The 12242-nt window shown below is 53.9% G+C and carries 10 protein-coding genes; 7 read left to right on the top strand and 3 right to left on the bottom strand.

Annotated elements, in window-relative coordinates:
- Positions 1–120: 120 nt before the first annotated feature.
- Genes JRI95_09770 through JRI95_09795 form a run of 6 tightly spaced genes read left to right on the top strand, consistent with a single transcriptional unit; the run spans position 121 to position 5554 of the window.
- Positions 121–1677 carry an acyl-CoA carboxylase subunit beta gene (locus tag JRI95_09770; GenBank protein MBW2061834.1) on the top strand — a complete coding sequence of 519 codons (1557 nt, stop codon included), beginning with the start codon at positions 121–123 and terminating at the stop codon, positions 1675–1677.
- Between the two features lie 36 nt (positions 1678–1713).
- Positions 1714–3378, top strand: a complete 1665-nt coding sequence (locus JRI95_09775; protein MBW2061835.1) for a methylmalonyl-CoA mutase family protein — start codon at positions 1714–1716, stop codon at positions 3376–3378.
- Positions 3379–3414: 36 nt separating this feature from the next.
- The gene (locus tag JRI95_09780) at positions 3415–3813 is read left to right on the top strand and encodes a cobalamin B12-binding domain-containing protein (protein MBW2061836.1); all 399 of its coding nucleotides are present in this window, start codon (positions 3415–3417) and stop codon (positions 3811–3813) included.
- 40 nt (positions 3814–3853) lie between these two features.
- Entirely contained in the window at positions 3854–4543 is a 690-nt protein-coding gene (locus JRI95_09785; protein MBW2061837.1) for an enoyl-CoA hydratase/isomerase family protein, read from the top strand.
- A 46-nt stretch (positions 4544–4589) separates the two neighbouring features.
- A complete protein-coding gene (locus JRI95_09790) occupies positions 4590–5036 on the top strand; it encodes a D-tyrosyl-tRNA(Tyr) deacylase (protein ID MBW2061838.1) in 447 nt (148 codons plus the stop codon).
- 20 nt (positions 5037–5056) lie between these two features.
- Positions 5057–5554 (top strand): DUF1285 domain-containing protein, encoded by a 498-nt coding sequence (locus JRI95_09795; GenBank protein MBW2061839.1) that lies wholly within the window; start codon positions 5057–5059, stop codon positions 5552–5554.
- A 74-nt stretch (positions 5555–5628) separates the two neighbouring features.
- On the opposite strand, the gene JRI95_09800 is transcribed toward JRI95_09795, so the two are convergent.
- Positions 5629–7032 (bottom strand): MATE family efflux transporter, encoded by a 1404-nt coding sequence (locus tag JRI95_09800; GenBank protein ID MBW2061840.1) that lies wholly within the window; start codon positions 7030–7032, stop codon positions 5629–5631.
- A 282-nt stretch (positions 7033–7314) separates the two neighbouring features.
- Between JRI95_09800 and JRI95_09805 the strand changes: the two genes are divergently transcribed.
- Complete coding sequence (locus JRI95_09805) at positions 7315–8988, top strand: hypothetical protein (protein MBW2061841.1); 1674 nt, start codon at positions 7315–7317, stop codon at positions 8986–8988.
- A gap of 145 nt (positions 8989–9133) precedes the next feature.
- On the opposite strand, the gene hemW is transcribed toward JRI95_09805, so the two are convergent.
- Together hemW and lepA are read right to left on the bottom strand one after the other, a co-directional pair.
- Entirely contained in the window at positions 9134–10255 is a 1122-nt protein-coding gene (hemW, locus tag JRI95_09810; protein MBW2061842.1) for a radical SAM family heme chaperone HemW, read from the bottom strand.
- Positions 10248–12044, bottom strand: coding sequence for an elongation factor 4 (gene lepA, locus JRI95_09815; protein MBW2061843.1), 1797 nt, complete (start codon positions 12042–12044; stop codon positions 10248–10250). The genes hemW and lepA overlap by 8 nt, the downstream gene beginning before the upstream one ends.
- Between the last annotated feature and the right edge of the window lie 198 nt (positions 12045–12242).

Raw genomic sequence — 12242 nt, forward strand, 5'->3', positions numbered from 1 at the left:
TGCCGGCCTCTAAAAAAAACTTGCCACAGCCTCCTTTTTTTTATAATTTGGCCGAACATGATTTGATTATGCTAAACTCTGCTGGAAGGCTTTATACAACAGTCAGATAGGAGCCAAAAAATGGCAAACAGCGATAAATATGAGGAATTAAGACGGCGTGACGCAGAGGCCCTTCTGGGCGGCGGCCAGGATAGAATTGACGCCCAGCACAAGAAAGGCAAGATGACCGCCCGGGAGCGGGTAAAATTCCTTTTGGACGATGGAACGTTCGAAGAATTTGACCGCTTTGTAGTCCACCGCTGCACCGATTTCGGGATGGACAAGAAAAAGATACCTGGAGACGGGGTGGTTACAGGCTATGGCACGATTGACGGCCGTCTGGTGTACGTTTTTTCGCAGGATTTTACCGTTTTCGGCGGCTCACTCAGCGGGGCCTTTGGTGAGAAGGTCTGCAAGATCATGGACATGGCCGTGGCTAACGGCGCGCCGGTCATTGGTCTCAACGATTCGGGCGGAGCGCGGATTCAGGAGGGGGTTGAGTCCCTGGGCAGCTATGGCGAGATTTTCAAACGCAACGTCCTCGCATCGGGAGTGGTCCCCCAGATATCAGTGGTCATGGGGCCCTGCGCCGGAGGGGCCGTCTATTCCCCTGCCATTACCGACTTCACGATCATGGTTGACAAGACCTCCCATATGTTCATTACCGGACCCCAGGTCATTAAGACGGTGAGCCACGAGGAGGTGGATGCAGAGCACCTGGGCGGGGCGATGCGGCACAATACCACCAGCGGTGTGGCTCAATTCCTGGCTGACAATGATAAAGAGGCCCTGAAGCTGGTCCGGGATCTCCTGGCCTTCCTGCCATCAAACTACGCGGAGAAACCGCCACGGATCGAGTGTCGCGATGACCCTGAAAGGGTGGAGATGAAATTGAGGGACATCATCCCGGACAATCCCAAGAAGCCTTACCGCATGAAGGAGATCATCACGGCCGTGGTGGACGACGGTCACTTCCTCGAGGTTTCCCGCCGTCATGCCCAGAACATGATCACCGGCTTCGCCCGCCTGGACGGTTATCCCGTGGGTATCGTCGCCAACAACCCCAGATTTTTAGCCGGCTGCCTTGATATTGACGCCTCGAATAAGTGCGCTCGGTTCGTCCGTTTTTGTGACGCTTTTAATATTCCTCTGGTGACCTTTGTTGACGTGCCAGGTTATCTGCCCGGGGTGGCCCAGGAGCATGGGGGGATTATCAAGCACGGATCGAAGATAATTTACGCCTACTGTGAAGCCACCGTGCCTTTAATTACGGTCATCACGCGCAAGGCTTACGGCGGCGCTTACGACGTCATGGCCAGCAAACACCACGGCGGGGACATCAATTATGCCTATCCCACCGCTGAGATCGCTGTCATGGGCCCTGACGGCGCGGTCAACATTATCTTTCGGCATGAAATTGAGAATGCCCCGCCCGAGGAGCAGGAAAAGATCAGAGAGGAACTGGTTGATAATTACCGCCGCACCTTTGCCAGCCCATACAAGGCCGCTGAAAAAGGCTATATTGACGAGATTATTATGCCAGAAGACACCAGGCTCAAACTCATCCGGGCCCTGAAATCCCTGAGGCGGAAAAAGGCCAGTCGGCCCGCCCGCCGGCATGGTAATATTCCACTTTAAAGCAAAGGCACTGAGAATCTAAGCAGGTACAGAACCATGGACAATGGCGAAATTAAAAAAAGTAAGGAAGCCTGGCAGGCTAAGGTGGAAAAGACTTTAGCCAAGAGGCCGGAACGGAAGGGAAACTTTACTACCCTCTCGGAACTTCCTATTGATCGGCTTTATGCTCCAGACGACTTGGCTGCATTCGATTATGAACAGGACCTGGGTTTCCCGGGTGAGTATCCTTTTACGCGAGGGGTCCAGCCGACCATGTACCGGGGACGCTTATGGACCATGCGCCAGTATGCCGGTTTTGGTACGGCCGAGGAGTCAAACGAGCGATACAGGTACCTTCTCAAGCAGGGCCAAACCGGACTGTCGGTGGCCTTTGACCTGCCGACGCAGATCGGCTATGACTCGGACGACGAAGTCGCGCGGGGTGAAGTCGGGAAGGTCGGTGTGGCCATTGACTCCCTGGCCGACATGGAGACTCTGTTTGCCAACATCCCTCTGGACAGGGTCAGCACCTCCATGACCATCAATGCCCCGGCTGCGATCCTGCTGGCCATGTATATCGTAGTTGGAGAGAAGCAGGGTGTGTCCAGAGAGAAACTGACCGGGACTATTCAGAACGATATCCTGAAGGAGTATTCAGCCCGAGGGACGTACATCTTCCCGCCCCAGCCTTCCATGCGTATCATCACCGATATTTTCGCCTTTTGCACCCGGGAGGTTCCGCGCTGGAACAGCATCTCCATCAGCGGCTATCATATCCGGGAGGCCGGATCAACCGCGGTCCAGGAAGTGGCCTTCACCCTGGCCAATGGCGTTGCTTATGTAGAAGCCGCCCTGAAAGCCGGGCTGAAGGCGGATGAGTTCGCGCCGCGGCTTTCATTCTTCTTCAATTCCCATCTGGACTTCCTGGAAGAGATTGCAAAATTTCGCGCCGCCCGGCGCCTCTGGGCGCGCATCATGAAAGAACGTTTCAAGGCGGAAAACCCCCGCTCTCTCATGCTCCGGTTTCACACCCAGACCGCGGGGTGCACCCTGACGGCCCAGCAGCCGGCCAACAATATCGTTCGGGTCGCTTTTCAGGCCTTGGCCGCGGTCCTGGGCGGGACCCAGTCCCTGCATACCAACTCCATGGACGAGGCCTTCTCCCTGCCCACCGAAGAAGCGGTCTCCATTGCGCTCAAGACCCAGCAGGTCATCGCTTATGAGACTGGAGTGACCGACACCGTGGACCCCCTGGCCGGGTCCTACTACATTGAGTACCAGACCAACCGGATTGAGGCTGAGGCCAGGGAGTATATCCAGAAAATTGAGGAGATGGGCGGGGCCGTGGCCGCGGTGGAAAACGGTTATATCCAGAAGGAGATCCAGGAAAGCTCATATCATTTTCAGAAGACGGTCGAGAACGGCGAAAGGGTCGTCGTGGGCATCAACAAGTTCCAGACCGAGGAGGCTCAGCCCTCGCACCTGCTGCGGGTTGATCCGGTGGTGGGAGAGCAGCAATGTGAAAAGCTGAAGACACTCAAAACCAAACGGGATCAGGCCGCCGTGAACCACAGCCTTGAAATCCTGGTCAAGGCGGCCAGGGGTGAGGCCAACCTGATGCCTCCCATCATCGAGGCGGTCAGGGCTTACACCACTTTAGGCGAAATCTGCAACGCCCTTCGTTCAGTTTTCGGCGAGTATGAAGCCTCGGTCACGATATGACCCGGAAGCTTCTCTCACGTTCGGCGAGGTGCTTACATGACAAATGAAAAAAAAATACGCGTGCTCACAGCCAAGCCAGGCCTGGACGGTCATGACCGAGGCATCAAGGTCATTAGCCGGGCCTTTAGGGACGCGGGCATGGAAGTGATCTATACCGGCATCAGAAAAACCCCGGCCCAAATTGTTTCCGCCGCCATTCAGGAGGATGTGGACGTCATCGCCATGTCCGTGCTGTCCGGGGCTCATGACTACCTCTTTACCAGGGTCATGGAGCTTTTAAAGGAACAGGGTGTTGAAGATATACTGGTCATCGGCGGCGGGATAATTCCCGAGGAAGATATTCCCGACCTCAAGGAGGCAGGCATTGCCGCCGTCTTCGGCCCTGGAACCTACACCCAGGATATCATCGCTTTTATTCAGGCCAGCGTTAAATAATGCCTTTGGCGCAGGGAGAAATGTAAGGAGGAAAAAATAAATGGGCTTGTTTGACTTGACTCTGGATGAAAACGTGGCCGTGGTGACCATGAACAGTGGAGAAAACAGGTTCAACTTCTCCTTTTTTGAGGCCTTTCTCAAGATGCTGGATGAGATCGAGAGAGAGACCGAGGCCAGTGCCTTGGTAGTTACATCAGCCCATGAAAAAATCTTTTCAAATGGCATTGACCTTGACTGGCTTATCCCGGCCGTGCAGAAAGGCGGCGCAGCGATAAATAAGAAGTTTCAATCTCAGATGTACGCCCTCTTTAGGCGCATACTCACCTACCCCATGATCACCGTGGCCGCCATAAACGGTCATGCCTTTGCCGGCGGGGCCATTATGGCCTGCGCCTTTGATTTCCGGTTCATGCGTTCGGATCGCGGCTGGTTCTGCTTCCCGGAAGTGGACATCAAGATACCCTTTACCCAGACCCTCAACGCGCTCGTGAAAAAAGCCATTCCCATGTATAAGCTCATCGAGATGCAGTACACCGGGAAACGGCTCACGGCCCGGGAGTGTGAGGAGCACCACATCGTTGTAAAGGCCTGCCATCTCGATGATCTCATGGACGAGGTCCTTGCCTTTGCCAAGGCGTTCAACAAGGACCGGGAGAGCCTGCGCACCATGAAGGAGATGCTGAGCCTAGATATCATCAGGGTCATGGAGCAAGACCTGGCCAGCGAGTAAGCAGGGTTGCGGCTGAAGGCCGTGGTCTTTACATAGGAGCAGGCATATGAAGGCCGTCATCCAGCGTGTCAGCCAGGCCAGGGTTCTGGTTGAGGCCGAAGAGGTTGGCGCCATCGGTCCCGGGCTGGTCATCCTTCTGGGCGTCGGTCAGGCGGACTCTGTTAAGGATGTGGAATACCTGGCCTCGAAAATCGTCCACTTACGTATATTTTCCGATGAGGCTGGCAAAATGAACCGCTCTCTCCTGGACACCCGCGGCCAGGCCCTGATTGTTTCCCAGTTTACCCTGTGGGGCGACTGCCGCAAAGGGCGCCGGCCTTCTTTTGTCGAGGCCGCCCCTGCCGAGCTGGCCGAAAAGCTCTACCTTGAGTTTGTCAAAAAAGTAAGCGAAACAGGCGTCACCACCGCCACCGGGCGATTTGGGGCCCTGATGCAGCTCCACCTGGTCAACCACGGCCCGGTCACCTTAGTACTCGATAGCCAGAAGCGATAACTCCCAGGAAAATATTCACTATGAACAAAGAAGCCGAACCTTTCAGCATGGACCCGAAAGACTGGCCGGATAATCTCCCGCCGTGCCTTATCCACGTGGACAAGGAAGGCCGCATGTGGCACTTCGGCGCCGAGATGATCCATGAAGGCATCAACCGCCTCCTGACGGATCACGTCGAGCTGGACGAAAAGGGCCGGTACATCATTAATTTCAGGGGACAGCGATGCTTCGTTGAAGTGGAAGATACCTTTTTCGTCATCATTCGTCTTGACTATCGCCCGGCTGACGATCAAGTGCCGGAGAGATACCTCATTACTCTCAACGATGGCAGCCAGGAGGAACTGGACCCCGCCGCTCTGACCATCGGCCAGGAGAACGTGATCTACGCTCGAGTCAAATCCAGCCGCTTCCCGGCCCGCTTTCTTCGCCGGGCTTACTACCAATTGGCTGAATACGTGGTTGAAAGAGGCAAGGGCTTCGTGTTGCCTTGCCAGGGGCATGATTATCCTGTCAGGTAAGGATGGTTGTTTTTTTTCAGGGGGGAACTTTGACTAAAAAGTTCCCCCCTGACTTATTCAACTTCCAACCCAGATTAGAGCTTTGTTTCCAGCCACCGACCGCGTTTATACCGGATCAGAATGGCTATGATCCGGATGATGTAATCGTAAATCAGCAGGCTGAAAACGACTCCAACTCCCATGGCCATTGGACCGGAAAGGATATAAGCGGCTGGAATCCGGAAACCGTACATGCCAAGAAGCGTGATTAAAAGCGGCGTCCGGGTGTCCCCCGCGCCGCGCAGGGAGCCTGCAAGCGTGAAATTAATAGCTATCCCGACCTGGCATATGGCCACGACCCGAATGAATGACACGGCGTAAGCGATGACCTCAGGATCGCTGACAAAGATTGAGGCAATGCGGCCTGCGGTCAGGACGTAAACCACGCTGAGGATAAACATGGCAGATACGGCCCAGAAGGCACAAAGCCAGCCCGCCTTCTTGGCGTTCTCCTTGCGATTGGCACCCAGGTTTTGACCGACCAGCGTCGCGGCCGCCATGCCAAAGCCGCCGTTAGGAATAAAGGAAAGCGAGAGAACCTGCATCCCGACCTGATAACCGGAAAGCACGAGTGTCCCGTAGGCTACAATGAACTTGGCGTAAGCCAGCAGACCTATCTGAAGGACAAACTGCTCCAGGGCCGCAGGTACGGCCAGACGGATAACCTGACGGGCGCGGCGGGAACTCCACCCGAAATCCTGCCGAGAGAGCTTGATCCTTAAGCGGCCTGAGAAAAGCAGGGCCGGACCGAGAATGGCGGCAGCCAGATAAGAAAGCAGTGTGCCTGTGGCCGCTCCCTTGACGCCCAGCGCCGGCAGACCGAGCTTACCGAAAATAAGCACGTAATTCAGCCCGATGTGAATGAGGGTCGCAATCAGGCCGATAAACATGGGCGTGCGCGTGTCCCCGGCCCCTCGTAAGGCACCGGAGCAGATGGCCATGACAGCGAGAAATATCAGGCCGAAGCTGAGGATTCGGAAGTAGGAAACCGAAAGGCGAAAGACATCCGGTTCAACTTCGAAGAGCCTTAAAATCGAGGGGGTGAGAAGGGCTGCGAGAATTGCCGTCACAACCGAGGCAGCCAGACCAAGGGTCAGAGCCATTCCCAGCCCGAGGCTTGCTTCTTCTGGTCTGCCTGCGCCAATGTTTCTGGCCACGATGGCCGTGACTGAGATTTCAATCCCGAAGACCAGCGCTGAAATGGTCCAGAAAATCATGGCGCAGAAGCCGACTGAGGCCAGTTCAGCCGTGCCCAGCCGCCCGACCATGATCAGGTCAACCGTGGTGGCAAGGTTCTGGAGCAGGACGGCGAGGCTTATGGGCCAGGCCAAAGAAAAAATGGCCCGCCTGATCGGGATGTCCAGCAGATCGCTGGATGAAGCGACACCCTTCCCTGGAGATTGTTCTTTCTGGATTATGACTTGATCAGACTGCGGCATACCGTGACTATTTCCTGTGAAGTACGAAAAGGGATGACCAGGTGAAAAAGCCAAATCCTTGAAGTGATCGTCATCGCTTCATTGCTCGTTCTTTTAGGAGGGGATTTGAAGGGACTTTTAAAATGGTTCCCCCAAAGAAGACTCCTTTGATGTAATATATATTGATTTTTTCTTAGAAGTAAACCCAAAGGATTAAAAGTGCCAGATGCCTCTTGTAACAGGGCCGCCAGGTCGGCTATCATGTCCATAATCATTAGAAACACTATGGCTAAGGGGTAAGCAATGAAAAAAATATTTTTTCAAGTCGCTATCTTCTTCTTGCTCTTGGGCCTTTCAACCGCTGCCGTCCAGGCTGAACCGACTGATAAGGAAAAAGAATATCAGCAAAAAATTCAAAGCCTGGATTCACTGCTTAAGTCAATCAATGAAATCTCCGCCCAGATCGCCTCGGTGCAGCACGAGCTGAAGAGTCCGCAGGGAGTGGGGCGGGAGGCAGACCTGAAGAGGCAGATAAATGCCTTGAGCCTTAAAAAAATGAACCTGGTGAACAGTTTCAATCAGGCTGCCACTGAGGTGAACCTGGATGCCTTTAAGAAGAAGGAAAAAGAAGAACTGAACTGGAGTGAAGAGCTGACCGAACTCCTAGGGCCGTTAATCACAGAATTGAAAAAAATGACCTCCCGGCCTCGTGAACTTGAAAGAAAACGAAGTGAGATCAAAACACTCAAGTCGCAGCTTCCGGTCATCCGGAAGGCGATTTACCATATCGAAACGCTTTTGACTCAGACCGACAGCCAGGAGCTTAGGCTGGCTCTGAATGATTTGAAGAAAGACTGGGAGATGAGGTACCATGAAACCAAAGCCCGGGTGAACATTGCCTCGCGGCAGATGGAGTGGGAGCTGGGCAAAAAAAAGCCGCTGTCTGTGTCCCTGCGGGAGATACTCCGGATTTTTTTCAAGAGCCGCGGCCGCAATGTGATCCTGTCCTTCCTGGCCTTTATCCTCTGCTGGTTTGTCTTACACTCGATTCACAGATTGATCCAGAAGCACAGCCCCTTTCATCAGGCAAACCGCACTTTTTCCGTGCGCTTGTTTGACCTATTGTTTATTTTTGTTAGCGCCCTGCTATCCTTCCTGGCCTTTTTGGCCGTGCTTTACTTTTTCGGGGACTGGGTGCTTCTCTCCCTGGCCATCGTTTTCCTGGTCGGGCTGGCCTGGGCTTCCAAGCAGGCCGTCCCTCTGGTCTGGAATCAGGCCAGGCTGATCCTCAATTTCGGACCAGTCAGAGAGGGCGAAAGAGTGATCTATAAGGGCATCCCTTACGAGGCTTCCAGTATAAACATCTTCTCGGTCCTGAACAACCGGGAACTGTCCGGCGGTCAGATCAGGCTGCCTTTAAAAGACCTCCTGGAACTCCGGTCCCGCCCAATCGCCCCGGACGAACCCTGGTTTCCCTCCAGGCAGGGGGACTGGGTCGTCCTGGCGGATGGGTCTTACGGTCAGGTAGAAATTCAAACACCGGAGATGGTGAAGCTGGACCTGTTTGAAGGGGGAACCATGACCTTTCGCACCCAGGATTATCTGGCCCAGGCCCCCACGAGCCTCTCTCGCGGGTTCGAGCTCGCGGTGACCTTTGGGATAGACTACCGGCATCAGCCGATCGTCACGACCGAGATCCCCAAGGTTTTCGATCAAGCTGTTACGGATGGGCTAAAACAGGAGGGGTATGGCGAGGTTTTAGACTCTATCCAGGTTCAGTTTAAAGAGGTCGGGCCTTCCTCCATGAATATCGTCATCAAGGCCCGTGTCAGGGAAGGTCAAGGGTCTCAGTATGAACTCCTTCGCCGGGCCATTCAGCGGACCTGCGTGGACACCTGCAATATTTACGGCTGGGTCATTCCCTTCCAGCAGGTCACGGTGCATATGACGGCCCCTCAGGGGGGAAATCAGGCTTAAAACACTCACCGTGAAGATCGCTCAGAAGGCGCAGAGCTTAAGAGACAGTATTCTCGTTTTCAATTTCCAGCTTGAGAGCCATGGGAAATGAAATTTCTCGGCGATCTCTGTCAACCCTGCGAAAATATTTAATCTTAAATTAAATCTAGTCCACAAGCTGAAGAGGCAGGCTGTCCGCCACCAGGAACCCTTCCACAGTGGGCACGATCCGACCCTCAATCAGCATCACCAGCCCGGTTCCTAATAACTGATTCAGTATCGGGCCCAGGCGGGGGTGATCATCAATATCTGACAGGCCTATCCCTTCCCTGGTCCTGAGACCCAGGTAAACCCTTTCCAGCCCAAGCTGTTCCTCAGAAAGATTTTCCCGGCCTTCAACCGGGGCTTTACCCTGATTAAGCTTCTGACAGTAGACTTTGACAGACCGGACATTCCACCACCGCACACCAGCCTCAAACGAGTGGGCCGAAGGCCCCAGTCCGAGGTAAGGCACGTGGCGCCAGTATTTCTGGTTATGACGGGAACGATACTCCTCCTTCAAAGCGAAGTTCGAGATTTCATAGTGAATGTAGCCGTTTTCTTCAAGGAAGCGGGAGGTGAGAAGGAATAAGTTTCCGGCCTCTTTTTTATCAAGCGGCCTGATGAGACCTTTTTCTTTCATCTGTCCGAACTTCGTCCCTTTTTCAAAGGTCAATTGATAGCAGGAAAGATGTTCGGGCTTATAACTTAGCGTTTTCTGGAGGGTATGAAGCCATTTTTCTTCAACCTGCCCGGGAAATCCATACATGAGGTCCACCCCAAGGTTGGCAACCCCTGCGGACCGAATCCTTTCCAGGACCTCCCCTGCATCCCGAACCGCATGTCTTCTTCCTAAAAAGGAAAGGTCGTCTTGATCAAAGGACTGCACCCCCAGGCTGATTCTCCCGATACCCAGTTCCATAAGATGATTTAGCCTTTCAGGGGTGACTCCCTCAGGATTGGCCTCAATCGTGATTTCCACGTCCGAGGCAAAATGAAACGCGTGCAAAATGGTTTCCATAAGCAGGGTCAGCTGGCGGTCATCAAGGATCGTTGGAGTGCCTCCCCCCAAATAGAGCGTATCAAAGGCTTCAAATCTATCCTTATAAAAATGGGCCTCTTTTTCAAGGGCGTTCAGCCATGCTGGAATAAGGGAGGTCGCGGTTACCGAGTAGAAGTCGCAGTAAGGGCATTTTGAATTGCAGAAAGGGACGTGCACATATAAACCGGGAAGCGGGTTTTCATTCATGGTCGGTTTTCAGGACGGCCAGAAAGGCGCTCTGGGGAATCATGACCGCGCCGACGGCTTTCATGCGTTTTTTGCCTTTTTTCTGTTTTTCCAGCAGCTTCCGCTTTCTGGTGATATCCCCGCCGTAGCATTTGGCGGTGACGTCCTTTCTAAAGGGCGAGATGGTCGAGCGGGCGATGATCTTGCCTTCAACGGCCCCCTGGATGGCGATTTTAAAAAGCTGCCTCGGGATTTCGTCCCTGAGCCGCTCGCAGATCTGAACCGCGCGCAGCCGGGCACGATCGCGATGCACGATCAGCGACAGGGCATCCACCCTCTCACCGTTGACCAGGATATCGAGTTTGACCAGGTCGCTTTTACGGAAATCAAGGAAGTCGTAATCAAAGGAACCGTAACCCTGGGTCACGGTTTTGAGTCTGTCGTAAAAATTATAAACCACTTCAGCCAGCGGTATATCGAAGTTGATTTCGATCCGGCCGGGCGTAGGGTAGTGGAACCTGGAATTAACGCCGCGATGCTCCAGGCAGAGTTTCATAACCGTGCCCATGTAGCGTTCCGGGATGAGGATGCTGGTCCTGATATAAGGTTCTTCTGCCCGCTCTATGGCGGCCGGGTCCGGGTAATACTGCGGGTTGTCAATCTCAACGCTGGCTCGGTCCTGGAGAACCAGGCGGTACCTGACGCTGGGCGCGGTCATGATGATACCCTGGCCGAATTCTCTTTCCAAGCGCTGGGCCACGATTTCCAGGTGCAAAAGCCCCAGGAAGCCGCAGCGAAAGCCCTGGCCGAGAGCGGCTGAGGAATCCTTTTGATAGACCAGGGAGGCGTCATTGAGTTTATATTTTTCGAGTGCCTCGGCCAGCGACAGGTAATCGTCCGCATAGATGGGGTAGATGGAAGAAAAGACCACGGGCTTGGCTTCTTTGAAACCGGGCAGAGGTTCAGGGGCTGGCCGCAAATCAAGGGTAATGGTGTCGCCGATTCTGGTATCGCTTACGGTCTTGATGCCGGAAATCATATAACCCACCGATCCGGCGTAAAGCTCTTTCTGAGACACCCGGCCCAGCTTGAAAACGCCCACCTCTTCGACCCTGTAGGTCGCCCCATTGGACATGAGCTGGATAGTGTCACCCGGACGAACGGTCCCGCTGAAAATCCGGCAGCTGATAATCGTACCCTGGTACGGATCATAGCTGGCGTCAAAAATCAGGGCCTTAAGCGGGGCGTCCTCGTCTCGATCCGGCGGAGGAATCTCCTGAACGATGGCCTCAAAAACCTCATCAATCCCGATCCCCTCCTTGGCGGAACACAGGATGGCCCGGTCTGCATCCAGCCCCAGGTCCACCTCTATCTGTTCCTTGACCCGCTCGATATCGGCCGAAGGAAGGTCAATCTTATTAATCACCGGAATGATCACCAGATCGTGTTCCATAGCGGCATAGAGGTTGGCCACGGTCTGGGCCTCCACCCCCTGGGAGGCATCCACCAGGATGAGCACGCCCTCACATGAAGCCAGAGCCCGGGAGACCTCATAGGAAAAGTCCACGTGCCCGGGAGTATCAATCAGGTTGAGGATATACTCCTGCCCGTCTTTGCCTCTATAAGGCAGGCTGACGGTCTGGCTTTTTATGGTAATGCCTCGTTCTCGCTCCAGGTCCATGGTGTCTAAAATCTGGTCGCGGAAATCCCGTTCTTCCACCAGACCGGCCCGCTGAATGAGGCGGTCGGCCAGGGTGGATTTACCATGATCAATGTGGGCGATAATGCTGAAGTTACGTATCTCGGTCATATCGTGATACTTCTTTGTTCCTTTTGATGACACACCTAGACCATCTAAAAATACCCTTTTCTGGTTCAAAGGTAAACAGGAAATGAGCCATTTGCGTTGTAACGGAATTTTCTTATTTAGCCTCATATATTTCCACTTTTGAGGAAGTGATAATGGCTCGATCCTGTTCTGGGTCAGAATAAAATTAAGGTTTCGAGG

It is taken from the genome of Deltaproteobacteria bacterium (assembly GCA_019308995.1).
In the GTDB taxonomy this organism is placed as follows: Bacteria; Desulfobacterota; Desulfarculia; order Adiutricales; family JAFDHD01; genus JAFDHD01.